The following is a 19,484-nucleotide window of genomic DNA, read 5'->3' as shown; positions in this document are numbered from 1 at the left end:
TCGGAGTGTAGCTCAGCCTGGTAGAGCACTGTCTTCGGGAGGCAGGGGCCGGAGGTTCGAATCCTCTCACTCCGACCAAGTAAAACAGAACCATCAGGCCTCTCCCGAAAACCAGCCACAACGTTACCAGCAACGTTTTAGAATGGACCCGCGCCGGAAATGTTTCAATGCGGAGGGCATGTCGGGTCGAACCGGTTTGCCGGAGGCTACTTGATCTTATTCACGCACACATCTGAGCTCGCCGGAGTCGCAAAGTAGTTTGCTTTGGCCGCTGGTGGTGGAATGCTCCCGACGGACTCAAACAGGCGGCGGTCGATGTGCCAATTCAACCGCTTCAAGCTTGCGTATTCCATGGTATCCGAACTGCGCCATGACCCGCCCCCAGGGGATAGCGGAGAAACGAAAGACTATCCCGGTTTCCAGCAGACACCCAAGACCGTCGCGTCCGCCTCGCCCGTCGAGACATAGGCGTGGCCGAGGCCGCTGTCGAAATAGATGCTATCGCCTTTTTCCAGCACGACAGGCGCCCTCCCTTTAAGATGGACCGTAACTGCCCCGTCAATGACGTAGATGAACTCTTCGCCCGGGTGGGAAATAAAATCTTCGAACGCCTCAAAACTATGGGCTTTGATGTGGCCAACCATTGGTACCATATGCTTGCCTGTCACGTCCGAGGCGAGCATGTCGTAGTCATATGTCGCCGAGCGGTGCAAAGGCGCTTCACCTGCGCGCGTGACCGATACCGTCCCATGCGCAAAGCCTTCTGCTTGAGAGTCAAACAGTTCGCCCACATCGAGACCAAGCCCTTGGGCAAGACGCATGAACCTATCATAGGTCAGGGAAATTTCGCCTCGCTCCATCTTGGAAATCGTTGAAATGGCAAGGCCGGTCCGTTCGGCCACCTCTTTCAAGGTCCATTTCCGCGCCTTTCGGATCTCCCGCACGCGCGCTCCAAGATCGGTCTCGGTGGCCGTTGCGTTCGGTTCAAGGCTTTTGAGTAGTTTCTGCATGTTTTTCCTATTGGAAAATTTCACTGTTTTCCGATTGGAAAATATTGTACCCTTCTTTCCAAGCAAAAGAAAACGATTCCAAGCCAGGGTCAGGATTTGTCAGTCAGCAAGCACACATTTGAAATCGCCGTCATTGGCGCCGGTATCGCAGGAGCCTCTGTCGCGACCGAGCTTTCGGCCTCTGCGCGTGTCGTTCTGATCGAGCAGGAAAACCAACCCGGATATCACACCACGGGGCGTTCCGCGGCGGTTTATTCGCCGATCTATGGCCCTCAGCCGATCCGCGCCTTGACCCGCGCTTCGCTGGAGTTTTTCAAACACCCGCCAGAAGGGTTCTGCGATCACCCGCTTTTGACGCCGATTGATGCCGCATTTGTGGCCCGTGCAGATCAGGCCGCCGCGCTTGATGCAATGCAAGCCGATTTAGCCGATGCCTCGACCGTGCGTCGGTTGGGTGGCGATGAACTTGGTCAGAAATTGCCCCTCTTGCGCAATGACTACGCCTATGGCGCCATGTGGGATAGCGGCACTTCTGAGATTGATGTGGCGGCGCTGCATCAGGGATATTTGCGACAGTTCAAGGCACGTGGAGGCACGTTGCTGACAAATGCAGCCGTCGCCGAAATTGCCCGCGAAGGCGCGATCTGGCGGATCAAAGCAGGCCAGCACGATCTCTCGGCAGGTATTGCCGTCAACGCAGCGGGCGCATGGGCCGATGAGGTCGGTCAGATGGCCGGTGCCGAGCGGATCGGGCTTGTACCCAAACGGCGCACGGCGCTGATTATCGACGCGCCAGAAGGATTTGACGTAAGGGGCATGCCGCTCGTCGTGGACGTTGACGAGCAGTTTTATCTCAAGCCTGATGCAGGCAAGCTGCTGATCTCTCCTGCCAACGAAGACCCCGAGCCGCCCTGCGACGTGCAGCCGGATGAGATGGACATCGCAATCTGCGTCGATCGGATCGAGCGCGCGTTCAACCTATCTGTCAGACGGATTGAGAGCTCTTGGGCGGGTCTTCGGAGTTTCGTGGCCGACAAATGCCCTGTGGCGGGCTTTTCCGAGCGGGCAGACGGATTTTATTGGCTGGCGGGCCAAGGCGGATACGGCATCCAGTCGGCGCCGGGGCTTGCGCAATTTGCTGCGGCCGAAGTTTTGGGCCAACCAATCCCGGCGCATGTTCTAGCCGAAAGGCTGGACCCGTCAACGATCCGGCCTAATCGCATGGGGATCGGCGCGTGATGTGGCTTGTCCCTATCTTTTTGGCGGTGCTACTGGCCTCGGGTCTTGGGCTTGCCTATGTCGTCGGCGGCGCAGCGGTTGTGTCTTTCATTCTGACAGACAACGCCCGTTATCTTGCGATCCTGCCTCAAAAGGTCTTTTCGCAGATCAGCGTTTTCGCTCTGTTATCGATGCCGCTGTTCATACTTGCGGGCGAGTTGATGAACCGTGGCGGCGTGACCAAGGCGCTGATCGACGTATCGATGGCCATCGTCGGGCGCATTCGCGGCGGGTTGGGCCATGTAAACATCATGACCTCAGTGTTCTTCGCGGGTATCAGTGGCTCCGCCGTGGCGGATGCGGCCTCGCTGTCAAACACTTTGGTCCCAGCAATGGAGCAGCGTGGCTATACCCGTCTTTATGCCGGGACGATCACCGCGGTTTCCTCGATTATCGGACCGATTGTGCCCCCCTCGATCATCCTGATCTTTTACGGTGCGATCATGCAAACCTCTGTCGCGGCGCTGTTTGTTGCGGGCATTTTGCCGGGGCTGCTGTTGGCGGTCGCTCTTTTTGCGATGAACGCATTTTACGCCATTCGCGATGACCACCCGCGTATCCAAAAGGGCGAGGCTCCGCCCGTCTTGCCCGCCATCGCGCGTGCGCTGCCTGCCTTACTGTTGCCTGTAATCATCGTGGGCGGCATCGTGTTGGGCTGGATGACCCCGACCGAAGCGGCTGCTGTCGCCGTCATTGTCGCTGCCCTGGCCGCCCTCTTCTATGAGGGCCTGAAGGTGGATGACGTCCTTGAAAGCCTGCGCCGCACCGCCATGCTGACCGGTTCGATCTTTATCGTTCTAAGCGCTGTGGCGGCCTTTGGGCATCTGGCTTCGCTTGAAAAAGTGCCGCAGGCGATCTCGGCGTCGATCACCGAGTTGGGGTTGGGACCTGTGGGCTTCATGCTTGCGATGAACGTGCTTTTCATCCTTGCAGGCATGTTTCTTGATATCCCGATGGCGTTGGCGTTGCTGGTGCCGCTTATCGCGCCCCTTGCGCTGGCGAACGGAGCCGACCCCGTTCACCTGGGTATTGTGATCTGTTTCAACCTGACCATCGGCCTCGTCTCACCGCCGATGGGCGGGTGTCTGCTGATCGTCTCGACTGTCACAGGGCTGAATTATTGGCAGCTCGCCCGCGCGGTCATCCCGTTTGTCATCGTTGAGATCCTTGTGCTTGGGGTGCTGGTCTTTGTTCCGGAGATCAGCCTCTTTCTGCCCCGTGCATTCGGCTTGTGGAACTGAAATCACATGCCCCGGCGGAGACGGGGCAAACAGAGGAGGAAATGAAATGTCATTCATGATCAACCTGAGCGCTGCAAGCCTTGCGCTGGCCGTCGCATTTGCTGCGCCTGTTGCGGCAGAGGTCAAGATCGCGCTCGACTCAGCTACGGATCTTGAAAACTCGGGCACATATGTCTGGGCGCATACCTTTTCGGAGTATCTGAATGCCAACGGCATGGAAGCCGTGGAATACGAGCGCGGCGCGCTGGGTGCGGAAGCCGAGAAAATGGATCAGGTCCAGCAGGGTCTGCTGGAAGTCTCGCTCTCAGACACGAAAGGCGTCGGCGCACTCGACGGCCATATCATACCGACAACGCTGCCCTATCTCTTCCCTGATTGGGCTACGGTTGATCGCGGCCTAGAGAATGGCATGCTCGACAAGATCAATGCGGGCACGACACCACAAGGCGTCCGCGTGATCGGTATGGCGGCTCTCGGCTCGGCTGCGGGGATTTTCAACACAAAAAAGCCCGTGAAATCAGCAGCTGATATGGCCGACCTGCGCATGCGCGCACTCGATGAAAATCAGATCGGCGTCTATAAGCTCTGGGGGACAAACGGCACGATCGTGGCTTGGGACGAAGTCCCAAACGCGCTTCAGACAGGTATTGCCGATGGCTACCTCAACCCACCCATGGTTCCGCTGATGTTCGGCCACACCGGCTTCATCAAATATTTCACGGATGCTAAGGTTGGCCTTGGCAGCCGCACGATCATCGTCTCGGAAGATTGGTATCAAGGCCTTTCTGAAGAAGAGCAAAAGATCGTGATGGACGCCGCCGCGGCAGCCACAAAGGCCAACCGCGAGTGGCTTGCCACGCGCTTGGCCGAGCTCGACAAACTGCGCGAGGCTGGCATCGAGGTAACCACGTTGACGCCAGAGGCCTGGAACGAGTTCAGAACGCTCAGTGAGCCTCTGCACAATATGGTTCCGCTGCCGGAAGGCGCGCTGGACGCGTGGAAAACAGCGAGCGGTATGTGAACTGATGCGCGCGGTGATCTTCTGGCTGGACCGTATCTCGGCTTCCCTCAACAGGGTTGCGCTTTGGGGCGCGGTTCTAACGGTGGCGGCGCTCGTGCTGATCGCCTTCTGGCAGGCCGCAGCGCGCTATCTTCTCGACCAACCCCCGGCCTGGACAGAGGAGCTGGCCCGCTACCTCATGGTCTGGGCAGGGCTTTTGGGCGCATCTTGCGCTTTTCGCATTCATGCCGATCCGTCGCTGTTTCCCGATGCACGCAAGCGCGAGGATGGCATCGGGCGGCTGTTTGCAGTGATCCGCGCCATCGGTGCATTGATCTTCATCACTCCGATATTGTGGTATTGCCTCTATGGGCTGAACGGAAAGGTGACCTCGGGCTACATTGCACGCAATGCCCGCGTAAGCGCGGAGACGCTTGATATCCCGATGTCCTTCTTTGCCATAGCCATACCGGTTGGCTTCGGGCTGATCCTCTTGCATCTGCTGGCCAATCTGGGGACCGCCCTGATGCGCCGCGAGGCGGATTGACATGAAGCTGATGATCGCCTCGCTTGTCACCGAGGCTAACAGCTTCTCGCCGATCCCCACGGGGAAGCTTGCCTTCGAGGCGGGGCTGTTGACGCGAGAGGGGAGCCGGGCTGAGCCGCGCATGCACAACGTCTCGCTGCATGTCTGGCGCCGCATGGCCGAGGAGCGGGGCTGGAAGGTCGTCGAGAGCCTGACGGCAGCGGCGCAGCCTGCGGGGATCACCACACATATCGTGTACGAGGGTTTCCGAGACGAAATCCTCGGCGATCTGAAGACCGAGCAGCCTGATATCTTCCTCATCAACATGCACGGCGCGATGATTGCCGAGGGCTATGACGATTGTGAAGGAGATATGATGGCCCGCGCCCGTGCCATTCTGGGGCCAGACAAGGTCATCGGGCTTGAGCTTGATCCGCATAATCACCTCACGAAGGCGATGCTTGAGAACGCGACGCTCATCGTGAATTACAAGGAATACCCGCATATCGACCCTGCGGAGCGGGCTGTCGAACTCTTCGAGATGGTGGCCGATGCTGCCGCGGGTAAAACTCGTCCCGTTATGCGCGTTCATGATTGCCGAATGCTTACGATCATCAAAACGCTGACGGAGCCTGGCAAAAGTTTTGTCCAGGCCATGAAGGATGCCGAGGGCAAGGATAATATCCTGTCTGTCTCGCTCACCCATGGCTTTCCTTGGGGTGATGTGGCCGATGTAGGAGCGAAGATGCTGGTGATTGCGGATGGCGATGCCGATAAAGCCGCGCAGCTAGCGCAGACATTCGCTGAGAAACTTTGGGACATCCGAGATGGGCTGCGCCTCGACTATCCCGACATTCCGGCCGCGCTCGACAGGGTTGAAAAGGCAACGGTGTTCCCGATCACCCTTGCCGATATGGGCGACAACCCGGGCGGCGGCGCGCCTTCGGATGCGACGTTCTTCTTGCATGGAGTTCTGAAGCGGGGCCTCAAACAGGTGGGGCTGGCGCTTTTCTGGGATCCGGTTCTTGTCGGCATGTGCCAGGACGCGGGCGTCGGCGCGAAGATGCGCGTGCGTCTCGGCGGCAAGGTCTGCGAGGCGTCAGGCAAAGCGCTTGATCTTGATGTGATCGTGCGGGGCATTCGCGAGAACATGTCGCAGGCTGTAAACGATATGTCGATCTCGCTTGGCACCGGCGTCTGGCTGGAAGCGGATGGGGTGCATATCATTCTCTCGTCAAAGCGCGCTCAGTGCTATTCCCCCTCGGTCTTTACCGACCTCGGGCTCGATATCGCCGATCTGAAGATCATGATCCCGAAATCCACCAACCACTTCTACCAGAACTTCGAACGCGTCAGCGCCGAGGTGATCCATGTTGGCTCACCTGGTGCCGTGACGCCCGCCATTGCATCCATCCCCCTCACCAAACGCGACGGAAACTTTTGGCCGAAGGTCGAAAACCCCTTCGCCTGAGACCCAAGGAACGACTGCCATGAAATTGCTCATCGCCTGCCTTGCGACCGAAACAAACACCTTCTCGCCGATGCCGACGGGGCGAAATGCCTTTGAAGCGGCGATGGTCACACGCGAGGCCACCAGGCAGCCAGCCAATCTGTTCACCGCGCCACTGCATGAATGGCGGCGCATGGCCGAGGGCAAAGGCTGGGAGGTGATCGAAAGCCTCAGTGCCGTCGCGCAGCCTGCCGGCACGACCGTGCGAGAGGTTTACGAGAGCTATCGTGACGAGATCCTGGCCGACATCGAGGCGCATCAACCCGATGTGCTTTTGATGTCGATGCACGGTGCGATGGTGGCCGACGGCTATGATGATTGCGAAGGAGATATGATGGCCCGGGCGCGCGTGCTGATGGGGCCAAACAAGGTGATCGGGCTGGAGCTTGATCCGCACAACCACCTGACCAAAACGATGCTCGACAATGCCACGCTCATCATCAACTACAAGGAATATCCGCATGTCGACGCGCCTGACCGTGCACGCGAACTGTTCTTGATGGCCGCCGACGCTGCCGAGGGCAAGACGCAGCCGGTGATGCAGGCGTATGACTGCAGGATGCTGACGATCATCGAGACGATGAAAGAACCGGCCCAAAGCTATGTGCAGGCTATGAAGGATGCCGAGGGCAAAGATGGCATCTTGTCCGTTTCACTGGCTCATGGCTTCCCCTGGGCAGATGTCGCCGATGTGGGGGCAAAGACACTTGTCATCGCCGATGGCAACGCCGATGCAGCCGCCACCACGGCCAAGGATTTTGCCGACAAGCTCTGGGACATCCGCGAGGGCCTGCGTATGGATTACCCCGACATCGGCCAGGCGCTCGATATCGTTGCCGCTGCGAACCAAGGTCCGATCACCCTCGCCGATATGGGTGACAATGCGGGCGGCGGCGCGCCTGCGGACTCGACCTATTTCCTGCAGGAAATCCTCAAGCGGGGTATGAAGGACATTGCCCACGGCATCTTTTGGGATCCTGTTTTGGTGGCCATGTGCCAGGATGCGGGTGTTGGCGCGCGGATGCGTGTACGCCTAGGTGGCAAGATTTGCGCGGAATCCGGCGAGGCCGTCGATCTCGATGTCACCGTCCGGGCCATCCGCGAGGGCATGACGCAAAAGCTCGGCGAAAGTGACATGCCTATGGGGACAGGTGTTTGGCTTGATGCAGATGGTGTCCATCTGATCGTGTCGTCGATCCGCACCCAGAACTTTGCACCCACGGTCTATACCGATCTCGGGCTGGATCTGGCGGAAATGCGCGCGGTGATCCCGAAATCCACCAATCACTTCTACCAGAATTTCGAGCGCATCAGCCCCGAGGTGATCCATGTGCGTACGCCCGGAACGGTGACGCCCGACATGACAATCATCCCGTTCACCAAACGCGATGGAAATTTTTGGCCCAAGGTAGAAAACCCGTTCAGCTAAAGGAGCGTTCCATGGCAGTTGACCGTATCGGTACTCCGCCCGTCCTTCCCAATGGCGCTCCGGTGCCGCTTGTTCCCGCAACACGCGTGGGAAATCTGATATTCTGTTCTGGTGCATTGGGCCTGGATGCCGACTTTAAGCTGGTCGAAGGCGGCGTCGGCGCGCAAACCCGCCAGGCTATCGCCAATCTTCAAGCGGTGCTGGCTGAATCAGGCGCAACCCTTGCCGACGTTGCAAAGACCACCGTCTGGCTGACGGACCTCGCAAATTTCGCGGAGTTCAACGCAGCCTATGCCGAAGCATTTGGCAAGGATTTACCCGCGCGCTCAACCGTTACATCAGCGCTCGCCATTACGGGTGCATTGGTCGAAATCGAAGCGGTTGCCAGTGTCGAAGCATAATCCCAAAGGCCGTTTCAGTCCCGGCAGATATGAACTGGGGTGCGGACCGATAGGTTTCTGTCGCGCGGCATGAACACAAGGCTGCGCGCCATCTCGGATCGCCGGGGCTACCCACTGAACGTGTCCGTGACCGCAGGGCGGGTCAGCGATTGATCGGTGTGCGAACGGTTCTGAGCAGTCCGCCGAACCTTGATTGGCGGCTCGGTGGCTGCGGACATGACCCCGGCTGGGGCTGGGAAGCGTTGAAAGGCTAACGTATACGCGCCTGCATAACCGGCTGGAAGCAACGCAAGACCGCGTTGCGCCATGACAAGCGTCGAAACCGGTTCGTGGGCATATGCGGCAGGCTCAAGGATTGGCGAGTTCGGCGACCCGAAATGATGGGTGTCCGGGGTTCACCTATTAGCCATCGCATTCGCCGCGCTCGTCATTTTTGCCGGGAGTCCTGCGTTTGGATCTCGGGCGAGGGGCGTTCGTCCAAGGCCGCGTTGCTGCCGCATCCTATGCGTCTTTTCTCGCCCGTTTCGATCATAGTGTCTCTGTCTTCTATCCGGTGGCCAGATCGTTCCAGTCGGTCGGATTGACGCTGCCTGTGCCGTTTGGGGCCGCTGAACACCGGTCTGGGTGTCGTCTCGGCAAGCGCCGCTCCATGCCGGGCGAGAAAAACCAGCCAGGCGATGCACCAGATGACAGGCGCTGCCGCGTGGCCCGCGGTATCGACATTGGCAAAAACCCGAAGCGCTGCGGCCGTCCACAACAAGACGAAACCTCCGCCATCGACGAGGTTCGGGCGCAGCCGGTCGGCCCGACGGGCGACCGCCCGAGCAGCCACCGCAAAGATCGAACAGGCAACGGCACCAGCCGTCAGCCCGTGGAGCGCCGCACCCGACATGGTGTCGAGCGCGATCAGACACAGCCCGACAGGCAGCCAAGAATAGCCGACGTGCTGCATGACCAGCAAACCATCCCTCAGAACCTCTCGGTCCAGCCAGAGGATGAAACGCATCGCCTCGCAAGCAGCGGCGATCAGCAGACAGAAAACCAGCCAACCAGAGGCGGTTTCGCGCGTGGCAAGCCAGAGCGCGAGAAGGATCGCGACCGCTCCCGGCAAACCGAACAGCCTGGCCGTGGCGAAACGTCGTTTCTGCGCGTCGGTGGCGGCCAATTGGTTCCAGGTGAAGGCGGCTACCATCCGCCCGCCAACGACAGACAACAGAGCCGCAAGGCCAAGCACCGGGATCTGGCTCTCTGTAACGCCGAGCAGGACCGCGATCTGCATCACGGTCATTGCCAGCGCAAAGATCGCATGTGTCGCCCCCTTTGCCTGGGTCGATTGCAGGGCGGCGCGGGCGAGAAGAAGCGCCACAAATGCCATGAACGCCGCTGCCGCAGGCATCGTCAGGCGGGGGTCCTGCCCAAGCGTACCTGCGGCGGCCAGCCGCGATAGCCCCCAAAGCGCGACAAGAATCGTCACGCCAGTCGGTGAAAGGCGCGCGTTTGCCGACCAACTGGTCATCGCGGTCAGCGCGTAAGCTGCGAACATGGCTGAGGCGAAACCGAACACCATTTCATGCGCGTGCCAGGCCACCAGATCGCCCAGGGGCGAACGTGTCAGGTCAATGCCCGTATCCCAACTGATCGGCGCGACCGCGACGATTGCCCAGAACCCGCCAGCGAGAAACATGGCGCGGTGCGGAGTGGCCGCCGGCTGGTGCATTTCGGCTCAGGCAGGGGCCGCCATGGCGATCCGACGATAGCCCGCGACCCCATGATAGAACCCATTGCTGAGGCCCGCGTTTCCGACCAGCGCCGCTAGGCGTGCATCGGCCTCCTGCACGGACAGCCTATCGTCTGTCGCGTCGCGAAAGAGCCGCGCCACGGCGACCATGTCCACCGCCTGCGGCATCAGGCGCAGATGGGTGACACCGTCTGCCACCAGCTGCGCCACATCGGGCAGCAGGGTGACATAACTCTCGGATTGGGTCTGGATGCCGTTGACGCGCAGGATCGGCCGACCGTCGCGCGTGCGCAGCGGCATGCCGTCCTGATCCTCCTCGCAGATGAACTGGCAGTTGTCCTTGGTCCGGCCATGGGCGCGGGCGTGGTAGCAGCGTGCCGAGACCGCCAACGAGGCACGCCCGAACACCTGCACCTCGACCCCCAACCCGGCGTCGCGTGCCGCCTGTGTCGCGATGGCGATAGCCGCCGCCGGCATCTCGGTCGGAAGGCAGACATGCGTCGCCCCCTGACCGGCCATCCAGGCGATCGTGGCTTCGTTATAGGCGTTCATGAATGGGCCTATGCGATGCGGACGTTTGCCGCGTGCAAAGAGGCCAGCGGCGTTGTTCATTTCAATCTCGGGCGTGTCGATTGCCGCCAGCTCCTCGGTCGCTTTGCGCTCGCGCTTCAGCATCACCTCGGCCAGCGAGGACAGGATCACGGTCTTGCCGGCACGTTCCAGCCGCCCGATTGTTGCCGGCAGGTCGGCCTCGTGGAAAGGCGCGCGCTTGGAACATATGACCTCGCCGAGATAGACTTCGTCGATCGGGGCCTCGTCGGCGATGCGGGCATAGAAATCGCGTCGCCATTCGGCGGACCAGTGATAGGCAATCGGGCCGAGCGTCAGTTTGGTCATCTCTCTCACCGCCATTTCTTTGTCTCGAAGGCGCCCTGGGTCTGCTTTTGCCCCTCGGTCAGTGCGACCAGATCGGCGATGTTCGCCTGGCGCCCGGCGCGGATGTCGTCGACGGCCGTGCGGAACGCGCGCACCACGTTGCGCACATAGCTCTTTGACCGCTGCCGGCCCTCGATCTTGAACGCATGGACGCCTGCCTCGATCAGTTCGGGCAAGAGCCGTGACAGGTTGAGGCTGATCGGTTCCTCGAAGGCGTAATAGCCCTCGGGTCGGTGGGGCGCCGTATAGCGGCCCTTGCAGATGGTGGGATAGCCCGCTTTCTCATCCGGGCCGAAGCAGTCGATGGTGAAGCCTGCCAGTTGCGAGGACATCGAGCCGTCGTCATGCCGCAGATACTCTACATCCGAGGCGGGCGAGCACACGCCGTCCATGTTCGTCGATTGCCCGGTCAGAAAGTTTGTCAGGCTGCAACGTCCCTCGACCATCAGCCCATGATTACCAAAGATGAAGGTCTCTATCTCGCAGGGGATTTCCTTGCGGATCTGACGGATCTCGGGGATCGTCAGGATACGCGGCAACACCACGCGCTTGACGCCGAAACTCTGGCAATAATAGCGGATCGCTTCGGGGCTGGAGGCCGCCGCCTGAACCGACAGGTGCAGACGGATGTCGGGATGGGTGCGCGCGATGTAATCGGCCACTCCCATATCGGCCACGATGAATGCATCGACCCCAAGCCGCGCACCGGTATCGGCGGCCTGACGCCATAGGTCGACCTTGCCCGCCGGCGGATAGGTGTTGAGCGCCAAGAGCACCTTCACCCCCTTGGCATGGGCATAGCGCACGGCCTCGGCCAGCTCTTCCGGGGTAAAGTTGAGACCGGGAAAATTGCGTGCATTGGTGGCGTCTTGAAATCCGCAATAGACGGCATCGGCACCGGCGTCGACAGCAGTGCGCAAGGCGGCGGGCGTGCCGGCGGGACAGATCAGTTCGGCAAGGCTCATGGTCGGCCGGTCTCCTTTCAGGTCGAGGCGTAGGAACGGCGCAGCCGGGTCAGGATAGCGCGACCCGGAGCGCCGAACATGTCGGCGGTTTCCTCGGCTATTGATCCGTCGACATCGTCGAGCGCGTTTCGCAGCCGCACCACCGCTTCGGTGTCGCCCGTAACTTCGAGATCGCGCGAGAAGAAGGCGGCATCGCCGTCCTCCTCGGAATCAATCAGCTCCAGCAACAGCATGAACCGTCCGCGAATCGTCGCGCCTGCTGCTGGTGCGAGATCGCGAGGGACTGCTCGCAAGACAAGTGCCTGCGGGTCGGGGCGCAGATGCAACGCGAAAGGCAGTTCAATTGGGTCGATCAGAAAGTCGGTCGTCTGATGCGGTCCGAGCCTGTCAAAGAGCGTGGGATGACGTTCCGCGACGCGCCGCACTACCCGCGACAGGATCGGTTGAACCAGCATTGCCGAAAGCCGCGCCACCGCGCCCTGTCCGGGCAGGCGTTGATGCGGGGCGGTGCCTGTGTTGGCAGTCATGTCTCGGCTCTCCCTTTTTGCGGCCTGCCGGTTTCCGTCACGGCCCGGTCTTTCGGTATCTCATCGGGCTTGGGATTCATCGGGTGCGGGCTTGCGGTCTCGTGCGCTGGCGCCGTGCTGACCCCGAACGGGTGGACATAGGCGGGGTCGATCTCGGCCGCCATACAGGGGGGTGAGGCATATGCGTTCGTGTCGCTCATGTCCAAGCCCCGAGATGCCGGGAAGCCATTGCGCCTGCCAAGGTCATCTGCCTGTTGGCATCGGTCAGGAGGCTGGCAACGTGGGTAAGGCGCAGCCGTTTCCGACCCGGACTTATCCGGATGTCATCCGACACCAGAACGGTCGAGGTCACTTTAGCAGCACTGCGCATTCACGCCTCCCGGACTGGAAGGGCGGCGCGTGAAATCACGGCGCGGCACCAGGCCAGAATTGTGTCTTCGTCCGGCCGCAGGGTTGTCAACAGGTCTTTTGCGAACTCTGCAAAGGCTGCTCGGTGGGCGTCAGAGACACCAATCAGCACCGGTACGCCCTGTGACAGGGCCTCGGCGATCAGGGCCCGGAACCCGCGACCCTCTGCCTCGCTGAGGCCGAACTTGTTCAGGACAACCAGTTCGGCCCCTTCCGACGCCAGCCGGGCGGTTGCCAGTCCCACTGCCAGTTCCAGCGCCCCGGCATCCATCCGGCATGCCGTCGACCCGGCGCCGAGTTCCTGCGTGATGCGGACGATCGGCCCATCGGGCAGCAGGTGCAAATCGCTGTTGCAATGGCTTGTCGCGCCTTCCGTGAGCGGGGCGCGCAAGGCTCCGGCGACCCTGATCCCTTCGACCTGAAGCTGGGCGACTACGGCAGCCAGCAAACGGTCGGTCGCTCCGCGTCCCTCTGCCGAAACACCCGCCAGTGTCTTCATGATCGTCTACCTTTGCTTGACCAGCCCCGCCCAGGACACGAGAGATCCGAGACCCGCCCGATGCCCGTGGCGATACCTTGTCGGATTTCGGTCGATAGGGGCGCTGGCTTCCTCCCGCTTATCGGGGGCGGCATCGACTCTCATGGCCGGTCCTTTCGATGGCGACTCGCCTTTTCAGGAACGAATTGGTATTTAATTTGCCGAATACCCCGAGCTAATACGCATTGTAAATACCAAAACAGGAGCGCGACCTTGCGTCTCACGACATTCACCGACTATGGGCTTCGCGTGCTGATGCGGCTGGCGGGAGCACCTGACCGCGCCCTGAGTACCGCTGATCTCGCCGCCGAATTCCAGGTATCGCGCAACCACCTGGCCAAGGTTATCTCTGCCCTTGCCGGGGCGGGTTATCTCGAAACGCGGCGCGGCGGCGGGGGTGGCGCCATGCTGGCACGGGCGCCAGCTGAGATACGCTTGGGGGATGTCGTGGCCTGTCTCGAGACCGACCAGGCGATAGTCGAGTGTTTTTCACCCGGCGGCGCGGCGTGCACCCTGACGCCGCATTGCCGATTGAAGGGACGACTGGCGCAGGCCGAGGCGGCCTTCATTGCCGATCTCAACCGCAGTACGCTGGCCGATTGCGTCTACCGACCCGAGCGCGCATGGTCCGCTCCTTGAGGTAAAATGCGGAAACCGGGCCTTCGCCCGGTCCCGCTTGGGGCCATTGAAACGCGTCGGTTGCCGGCACGCGCCATCAAGGACACTGTCTGCCCGTTGTGATGCGTGCCCACTAGGCGAGGCACCCTCGGTCAGCCGGTTTCATGCAACGCAAGGCACCCGGTCTGCCGGGCTCTTGCCGGTCGGCTCAGACTGGAACCAAATCGCGGACCTTCTCTCGCAGCACGAATTTCTGAATCTTACCGGTCGAGGTTCTGGGGATCGGCATGAAGACGAATGTCCCGGGAACCTTGTAGGGCGCAAGGTGGTCGCGGCACCAGGCGCGGAGCTTGTCCGCATCTGCCTGTTGGCCTGGCGCGAGCTCGACGAAGGCGCAGGGCGTTTCCCCCCATTTCTCGTGAGGCATGGCAACCACGGCGGCCACAGCGACGGCAGGATGCCGATAAAGCGCCTCTTCGACCTCGATTGAGGAGATGTTTTCTCCGCCCGAGATGATGATGTCCTTTGACCGGTCCTTTAGCTGCACGTAGCCGTCGGGATGCATCACGCCAAGGTCGCCCGAGTGAAACCAGCCACCGGCCAGCGCCTCTTGCGTTGCCTTGGGATTGCGGAAATATCCCTTCATCACGACGTTGCCGCGGAACATGACTTCGCCCATGGTCTTGCCGTCACGCGGCACGGGGATCATGGTTTCCGGATCCAGCACGTCCAGACCTTCAAGCGGAAGGTACCGCACACCCTGCCGCGCCTTCAGCGCGGCTTGCTGCGCAGCGGGCAGGTTGGACCAGCTTGCATGCCAGTCGTTGACCACTGCCGGACCATAGGTTTCGGTCAGCCCGTAGAGATGGGTCACGTCGAAACCCGCTTCCTGCATGTCGGCCAGCAGCTTTTCTGGGGGCGGTGCGGCAGCGGTAAAGAACTGTACCTTATGATCAAGCGCCCGTCGGATGTCATCCGGGGCCGAGATCAGCAGCGACATGACGATTGGCGCACCGCAGAGATGGGTCACCGCTTCATCTGCCAGTGCGGCCCAGATGGGTTCGGCCCGTACCTGTCGCAGGCAGACATGTGTCCCGATGAGGGCGGACATCGTCCAGGGAAAGCACCAGCCATTGCAATGAAACATGGGCAGGGTCCACAGGTAGACCGCGTGCTTGTTCATCGACGTGGTCAGCGCATTGCCCTGCGCCAGCAGATACGCGCCACGGTGATGCGAAACCACGCCCTTGGGGTCGCCGGTGGTGCCCGAGGTGTAGTTGATCGAGATTGCGTCCCACTCGTCCTCGGGCATCAGCCAGGCAAACTCCGGATCTCCGTTGGCGAGAAATTCTTCGTAGTCGTCTATGCCGGACGGCGTGGAGTGGCCGTCAAATTCCGGGTCGACGCTCTGGATCAACACCGGATCGACCTTGGCGAGCTTCAGCGCCTCCTGCATCAGCGGCATGAATTCGGAATCCACGATCACCAGTTTCGACATCGCGTGATCGAGCTGAAATGCGATGATGGCGGCGTCGAGGCGGGTGTTGATCGAATGCAGCACCGCACCGGACATCGGTACGCCGTAATGGCATTCCAGCATCGTCGGCGTGTTCGGCAACAGCGCCGACACGGTATCGCCGCGCCCGATCCCGTGTTGGGCCAGTGCCGACGCAAGCCTGCGCGAACGGGCGTAGAACTCGGCATAGTTGCGCCGCAGCGCGCCGTGCACGATCGCGATATGCTGCGGAAACACGGTTGCCGCGCGTTCCAGAAAGCTCAGCGGGGTCAGCGGCTGATAGTTCGCCGGTGTCCGGTCCAGGTCGATGTTATAAGGGTTCTGCACCATGGGATCAGGCGTCCTGCCATTTGGGGCTGCGTTTCTCGATGAAGGCTCCGATACCCTCTTCGGCATCGCGGGCCATCATGTTGTCGACCATGACCTGCGAGGCATAGTCATAGGCCTGCGCCAGCGGCATCTCGCGCTGGGCGTAAAAGGCACGCTTGCCGGTGGCGAGCGTCAACTGCGATTTCGAGGCGATCTTGGCGGCAATCTCCATCGTGGTGGCGCGCAATGCCTCGGGCGTGACGACACGGTTCACCAGCCCGAATGCCTCGGCGCGGGCGGCCGGGACCATGTCACCGGTCAGCAGCATCTCCATCGCGTGCTTGTTCGAGACATTGCGCGACAGCGCCACCATGGGTGTCGAACAGAACAGCCCGATATGCACGCCCGGCGTGCTGAACCGCGCGGTGTCCGACGCGATGGCAAGATCGCAGCTTGCCACCAGTTGGCATCCCGCCGCCGAGGCGATGCCGTCGACCTCGGCGATAACGGGTTTGGGGCAACTCACAACGGCCTGCATCACGCCCGAGCACATCGCCATGACCTTGGTGAAATAGGCGCGGCCCCGATCCGCGCTTTCACGCCCGGCTGTCATTTCCTTGAGGTCATGACCTGCCGAAAAGGCCGGGCCATCGGCGGCCAGCACGATCACCCGTGTTGCTGGATCGGTTGAGGCGTCGGCAAATGCGGTTGCAAGGGCCACAAGCATCGACTCGGAGAGCGGATTGCGCCGCGCTCCGTCGTTCAGGGTCAGACGGAGGATGCCGTTTGCATCCAGATCGCGCAGCAGGATATCGCCGGTTTGCATGGGCCAGGGAACTTTCGCAGGTCAGAGGATGTTGATTTCGACGCTGTCGGCCAGCGTGTTGGCGATGAAGCAATAGCGATGGGCACGCTCCTGCATCTGCGCCAGTTCGGTGCCGCTGACCGAGAAACCGGTGTCGAAACGCACCACCGGATGCAGGTCGATGCGCGTCACAGACATCTGCCCACGTGGGTTCTTGCCCAGATGCGCCACCGCATAGTCGTGATAGCTTGCCACCGGCCAACCTGCCTTGGCGCAAAGCGCCAGGAAGGTCATCATGTGACAGCTCGAAAGCGCCGAGGCCAAGGCCTGTTCGGGGTTGGTGTTGGCGGGATCTCCGCCCCAGTCTGGGGCGGAGTCCACGGTGACGTCATACTGGCTGTTGTATTGAACCACATGCGCGTTCGAATAGGCGCCGGTCTGCAAGACCGGGGTCGCCCGGTGCCAGTGCAGCTGGATCGCGAGGTCGGACATGTCAGGTTACTCCGTTCCGGATCCGGCGCTCAGGCAGCGGCGATTTGCTTTTTCGGGTCGTAGAACGGGCGTTCGACCACGGTGGCGCGGGCCGGGCCGGATTTGGTCACGACCTCGACTTCGGTTCCCAGCGTGGCGTGTTCGGCCGCTACCATCGCCAGCGCGATGTTCCGTTCCAGACGCGGAGAGTAAACCGCCGAAGTGACCTTGCCGATCGTTTCGCCACCCTTGTTGATCGCCCAGAAGGTGGTGTTGGGCCCGCTGAACGGATCGCAGTCGATGATCAGGCCAACCTGCTGGCGGGCAACACCCTCTGTCTTGATACGACGCAGCGCCGCCTTGCCGATGAACTCGGCTTCCATGTCCAAGTTTACCAGACGATCAAAGCCCAGTTCGAACGGGTTCGTGTGAATGTCGGCGTCGGCATGGTAGGATAGCATCCCGCCTTCGATCCGCCGGATCGACGAGGTATGGCCGGGTTTCAGACCAAAGGGCAGGCCCGCAGCCATGATCCGCTCCCAGAGCGCGTCGCCCATCGATCCGTCGCGCAGGTAGATTTCGTAGCCCAGTTCGCTCGACCATCCGGTGCGCGACACGATCAGCGGCATCCCGTCGAGGTTCACCTCGCGCAGCCAATAATACTTGAGATCCATGATGTCGTCGCCGAAAAGCGCGCGCATGATCTCGCCCGATTTCGGGCCCTGCAGCTGAAGCGGTGACACGTCGGGTTCACCGATGGTCACGTCCATGCCCGAATGCACGGCAACGCCCTGCGCCCAAAGCAGGATGTCGCTGTCGGCGAGCGAGATCCAGAAGTGGTTCTCGGCCAGCCGCAGCAGGATCGGATCGTTCAGGATGCCACCATCAGCATTGGTGATCAGGATGTATTTGCACTGGCCCACGGCCATCTTGGTCAGGTCGCGCGGGGTCAGCATCTGAACAAAGCGCGCCGCGTCGGGCCCGGTGATCTCGACCTGCCGCTCAACGGCGACATCGCACAGTATCGCGTCGTTCACGAGGTTCCAGAAGTTCTGTTCCGGGTTACCGAAATCGCGCGGAATGTACATGTGGTTGTAGACCGAGAATCCTTTCGCGCCCCAACGCACGGTGGCGTCGAAATAAGGAGATTTCCGGATTTGGGTGCCGAAGCCGAAATCGTCTGCCTGGGTCATGTCTGTCGCCTTTTTTGCACGGGACCGGTGTGATTGGCCGGTGTGGAAAACTGACGAGTGTCTAGTCCGAGAGATGGCTGGATAGTGGTCTGAAAAACGCGTGTAACTCAGCCTGATCGGACTGTTTTCCCACCCGATCCGGACCGTTCAGACGCGCGATGTCAGTTCGCGGCACGCGCTATAAGCATTGCGACACCGGGCGGCTGCGACTTGATTCTGCGGGTCGCGATGTAGGTCATGTAGCGGTCGATCCCGAGATCCGCCGACAGCAGCTGCTCCATCAAATCCTGAAACGCGGCGAGGTTGGCGGTGAACACGTGCATCACGTAGTCCATCCCGCCTCCGGTTGCGACACACTGGGTGATTTCGTCGATCCCTTTGATCAAGGCCTCGAAGCGATCGAAATCGGCCTTGCGGTGATGAGTCAGTGAAACCGTGACGATCACTTGGGTAAAATCCACAACCCGGTCCAGCGCGATGTCGGCATGATAGCCCAGAATGTAACCCGCCTCCCTGAGCCGGGTTAAACGCGCCCAGCATGGCGTGGGTGACAGGTTCACGATCTCGGCCAGTCTGGTCTTGCTGAGTTGACCGTGTTTCTGCACGGCAGAGAGAATCCGGATATCTGTCGCGTCGAGGCCAGATTTGTTCATTTCTTTGGAACCCGTGTTCGCCCTGTGCAGAGTATTCAGCACCGGGATCTTGGAACCGACATCTCGTTTCGCCGAATCACACTTGCGCCATGGACGAAAAGGTTAAGCTGACCGCTGGTCGGCATCAATCCGCGAGGGGCAAAACACTTTGCCCTCAGTGAAACGGTGCCACTGTTTTTGTGCGGCATGACGGGAGGCGCGCCGTCGCGGGGATCGGCGCCTACCTTTAGAAGCTGTGTCGAACTGAATTGGCCCGCGCGCGCCCTGAGAGCGTCCTCGGTCGCCAGAGCGCGCGCGGATGGGTCCGCAACACCCGTCAGTGGGTTCGGGGACCAGTTTTTATGGTCCCCGAGGCGAGGTTAGTTTCCGCTCGGTTGCATGTCCGATCCACCGATCAAGCAGCGTCGGCCCT

General features: G+C 61.0%; 19 protein-coding genes and 1 tRNA gene. 9 read left to right on the top strand and 11 right to left on the bottom strand.

All coding sequences use genetic code 11. From position 1 onward, the window contains the following. The first annotated feature begins 1 nt into the window (after nucleotide 1). Nucleotides 2-78 (top strand) — tRNA-Pro (locus AC2FNA_RS16630). A 329-nt stretch (nucleotides 79-407) separates the two neighbouring features. Here the strand turns inward: AC2FNA_RS16630 and AC2FNA_RS16625 are convergent. Further along, nucleotides 408-1,010, bottom strand: a complete 603-nt coding sequence (locus tag AC2FNA_RS16625) for a helix-turn-helix domain-containing protein (RefSeq protein ID WP_234219897.1) — start codon at nucleotides 1,008-1,010, stop codon at nucleotides 408-410. Between the two features lie 96 nt (nucleotides 1,011-1,106). On the opposite strand from AC2FNA_RS16625, the gene AC2FNA_RS16620 reads away from it, so the two are divergent. From AC2FNA_RS16620 to AC2FNA_RS16590, 7 genes are read left to right on the top strand one after another with little or no spacing between them, the layout of a single operon-like run. Beyond that, on the top strand, nucleotides 1,107-2,249 hold the full coding sequence (locus tag AC2FNA_RS16620; protein ID WP_496828416.1) for an NAD(P)/FAD-dependent oxidoreductase: 1,143 nt from the start codon (nucleotides 1,107-1,109) through the stop codon (nucleotides 2,247-2,249). Then, nucleotides 2,249-3,529 (top strand): TRAP transporter large permease, encoded by a 1,281-nt coding sequence (locus AC2FNA_RS16615; protein ID WP_496828414.1) that lies wholly within the window; start codon nucleotides 2,249-2,251, stop codon nucleotides 3,527-3,529. Before AC2FNA_RS16620 ends, AC2FNA_RS16615 begins: the two co-directional genes overlap by 1 nt. Before the next feature lie 46 nt (nucleotides 3,530-3,575). Then, the gene (locus AC2FNA_RS16610; RefSeq protein ID WP_496828412.1) at nucleotides 3,576-4,550 is read left to right on the top strand and encodes a TRAP transporter substrate-binding protein; all 975 of its coding nucleotides are present in this window, start codon (nucleotides 3,576-3,578) and stop codon (nucleotides 4,548-4,550) included. A 4-nt stretch (nucleotides 4,551-4,554) separates the two neighbouring features. Continuing rightward, entirely contained in the window at nucleotides 4,555-5,076 is a 522-nt protein-coding gene (locus AC2FNA_RS16605) for a TRAP transporter small permease (RefSeq protein ID WP_496828410.1), read from the top strand. Between the two features lies 1 nt (nucleotide 5,077). After that, nucleotides 5,078-6,526 carry a M81 family metallopeptidase gene (locus AC2FNA_RS16600; RefSeq protein WP_496828408.1) on the top strand — a complete coding sequence of 483 codons (1,449 nt, stop codon included), beginning with the start codon at nucleotides 5,078-5,080 and terminating at the stop codon, nucleotides 6,524-6,526. 19 nt (nucleotides 6,527-6,545) lie between these two features. Beyond that, a complete protein-coding gene (locus AC2FNA_RS16595) occupies nucleotides 6,546-7,994 on the top strand; it encodes a M81 family metallopeptidase (protein WP_496828406.1) in 1,449 nt (482 codons plus the stop codon). An 11-nt stretch (nucleotides 7,995-8,005) separates the two neighbouring features. After that, the gene (locus AC2FNA_RS16590) at nucleotides 8,006-8,395 is read left to right on the top strand and encodes a RidA family protein (protein WP_496828405.1); all 390 of its coding nucleotides are present in this window, start codon (nucleotides 8,006-8,008) and stop codon (nucleotides 8,393-8,395) included. A 427-nt stretch (nucleotides 8,396-8,822) separates the two neighbouring features. Here AC2FNA_RS16590 and AC2FNA_RS16585 read toward each other — a convergent pair whose 3' ends face one another. From AC2FNA_RS16585 to AC2FNA_RS16565, 5 genes are all read right to left on the bottom strand, one after another. Next, a complete protein-coding gene (locus AC2FNA_RS16585; RefSeq protein ID WP_496828403.1) occupies nucleotides 8,823-10,112 on the bottom strand; it encodes an NnrS family protein in 1,290 nt (429 codons plus the stop codon). Nucleotides 10,113-10,118: 6 nt separating this feature from the next. Continuing rightward, nucleotides 10,119-11,030: a ubiquinone anaerobic biosynthesis protein UbiV gene (ubiV, locus tag AC2FNA_RS16580; RefSeq protein WP_496828401.1), complete on the bottom strand. Its 912-nt coding sequence runs from the start codon at nucleotides 11,028-11,030 to the stop codon at nucleotides 10,119-10,121. 5 nt (nucleotides 11,031-11,035) lie between these two features. Further along, nucleotides 11,036-12,034, bottom strand: a complete 999-nt coding sequence (ubiU, locus tag AC2FNA_RS16575) for a ubiquinone anaerobic biosynthesis protein UbiU (RefSeq protein ID WP_496828399.1) — start codon at nucleotides 12,032-12,034, stop codon at nucleotides 11,036-11,038. Nucleotides 12,035-12,051: 17 nt separating this feature from the next. Further along, a complete protein-coding gene (ubiT, locus tag AC2FNA_RS16570; protein ID WP_496828397.1) occupies nucleotides 12,052-12,561 on the bottom strand; it encodes a ubiquinone anaerobic biosynthesis accessory factor UbiT in 510 nt (169 codons plus the stop codon). 370 nt (nucleotides 12,562-12,931) lie between these two features. Further along, nucleotides 12,932-13,468 (bottom strand): DUF2478 domain-containing protein, encoded by a 537-nt coding sequence (locus tag AC2FNA_RS16565; protein ID WP_496828395.1) that lies wholly within the window; start codon nucleotides 13,466-13,468, stop codon nucleotides 12,932-12,934. A gap of 252 nt (nucleotides 13,469-13,720) precedes the next feature. Here AC2FNA_RS16565 and AC2FNA_RS16560 point away from each other — a divergent pair, with 252 nt between their 5' ends. Then, nucleotides 13,721-14,146 (top strand): RrF2 family transcriptional regulator, encoded by a 426-nt coding sequence (locus AC2FNA_RS16560; RefSeq protein ID WP_496828393.1) that lies wholly within the window; start codon nucleotides 13,721-13,723, stop codon nucleotides 14,144-14,146. Between the two features lie 187 nt (nucleotides 14,147-14,333). Here AC2FNA_RS16560 and AC2FNA_RS16555 read toward each other — a convergent pair whose 3' ends face one another. From AC2FNA_RS16555 to AC2FNA_RS16535, 5 genes are all read right to left on the bottom strand, one after another. Then, nucleotides 14,334-15,971, bottom strand: coding sequence for an acyl-CoA synthetase (locus AC2FNA_RS16555; protein ID WP_496828391.1), 1,638 nt, complete (start codon nucleotides 15,969-15,971; stop codon nucleotides 14,334-14,336). Between the two features lie 4 nt (nucleotides 15,972-15,975). Next, nucleotides 15,976-16,776 carry an enoyl-CoA hydratase gene (locus tag AC2FNA_RS16550; RefSeq protein ID WP_496828389.1) on the bottom strand — a complete coding sequence of 267 codons (801 nt, stop codon included), beginning with the start codon at nucleotides 16,774-16,776 and terminating at the stop codon, nucleotides 15,976-15,978. Between the two features lie 21 nt (nucleotides 16,777-16,797). Next, complete coding sequence (locus tag AC2FNA_RS16545) at nucleotides 16,798-17,247, bottom strand: OsmC family protein (protein ID WP_496828387.1); 450 nt, start codon at nucleotides 17,245-17,247, stop codon at nucleotides 16,798-16,800. Between the two features lie 29 nt (nucleotides 17,248-17,276). Then, on the bottom strand, nucleotides 17,277-18,419 hold the full coding sequence (locus AC2FNA_RS16540) for a glycine cleavage T C-terminal barrel domain-containing protein (RefSeq protein WP_496828385.1): 1,143 nt from the start codon (nucleotides 18,417-18,419) through the stop codon (nucleotides 17,277-17,279). 161 nt (nucleotides 18,420-18,580) lie between these two features. Next, nucleotides 18,581-19,072, bottom strand: coding sequence for an Lrp/AsnC family transcriptional regulator (locus AC2FNA_RS16535; protein ID WP_496828383.1), 492 nt, complete (start codon nucleotides 19,070-19,072; stop codon nucleotides 18,581-18,583). Nucleotides 19,073-19,484 lie beyond the last annotated feature (412 nt).

The organism is Ruegeria sp. YKSD163, from assembly GCF_059612905.1.
The sequence above is the reverse complement of the archived record's forward strand: the minus strand, read 5'-3'. Positions and strand labels throughout refer to the sequence as shown.

Bases quoted from the DNA above. Each gene is read 5' to 3' on its own strand.
- AC2FNA_RS16625 (WP_234219897.1), bottom strand. From the start codon at position 1,010: ATGCAGAAACTACTCAAAAGCCTTGAACCGAACGCAACGGCCACCGAG.
- AC2FNA_RS16615 (WP_496828414.1), top strand. From the start codon at position 2,249: ATGTGGCTTGTCCCTATCTTTTTGGCGGTGCTACTGGCCTCGGGTCTT.
- AC2FNA_RS16610 (WP_496828412.1), top strand. From the start codon at position 3,576: ATGTCATTCATGATCAACCTGAGCGCTGCAAGCCTTGCGCTGGCCGTC.
- AC2FNA_RS16605 (WP_496828410.1), top strand. From the start codon at position 4,555: ATGCGCGCGGTGATCTTCTGGCTGGACCGTATCTCGGCTTCCCTCAAC.
- AC2FNA_RS16600 (WP_496828408.1), top strand. From the start codon at position 5,078: ATGAAGCTGATGATCGCCTCGCTTGTCACCGAGGCTAACAGCTTCTCG.
- AC2FNA_RS16595 (WP_496828406.1), top strand. From the start codon at position 6,546: ATGAAATTGCTCATCGCCTGCCTTGCGACCGAAACAAACACCTTCTCG.
- AC2FNA_RS16590 (WP_496828405.1), top strand. From the start codon at position 8,006: ATGGCAGTTGACCGTATCGGTACTCCGCCCGTCCTTCCCAATGGCGCT.
- AC2FNA_RS16585 (WP_496828403.1), bottom strand. From the start codon at position 10,112: ATGCACCAGCCGGCGGCCACTCCGCACCGCGCCATGTTTCTCGCTGGC.
- ubiV (WP_496828401.1), bottom strand. From the start codon at position 11,030: ATGACCAAACTGACGCTCGGCCCGATTGCCTATCACTGGTCCGCCGAA.
- ubiU (WP_496828399.1), bottom strand. From the start codon at position 12,034: ATGAGCCTTGCCGAACTGATCTGTCCCGCCGGCACGCCCGCCGCCTTG.
- ubiT (WP_496828397.1), bottom strand. From the start codon at position 12,561: ATGACTGCCAACACAGGCACCGCCCCGCATCAACGCCTGCCCGGACAG.
- AC2FNA_RS16565 (WP_496828395.1), bottom strand. From the start codon at position 13,468: ATGAAGACACTGGCGGGTGTTTCGGCAGAGGGACGCGGAGCGACCGAC.
- AC2FNA_RS16555 (WP_496828391.1), bottom strand. From the start codon at position 15,971: ATGGTGCAGAACCCTTATAACATCGACCTGGACCGGACACCGGCGAAC.
- AC2FNA_RS16550 (WP_496828389.1), bottom strand. From the start codon at position 16,776: ATGCAAACCGGCGATATCCTGCTGCGCGATCTGGATGCAAACGGCATC.
- AC2FNA_RS16545 (WP_496828387.1), bottom strand. From the start codon at position 17,247: ATGTCCGACCTCGCGATCCAGCTGCACTGGCACCGGGCGACCCCGGTC.
- AC2FNA_RS16540 (WP_496828385.1), bottom strand. From the start codon at position 18,419: ATGACCCAGGCAGACGATTTCGGCTTCGGCACCCAAATCCGGAAATCT.
- AC2FNA_RS16535 (WP_496828383.1), bottom strand. From the start codon at position 19,072: ATGAACAAATCTGGCCTCGACGCGACAGATATCCGGATTCTCTCTGCC.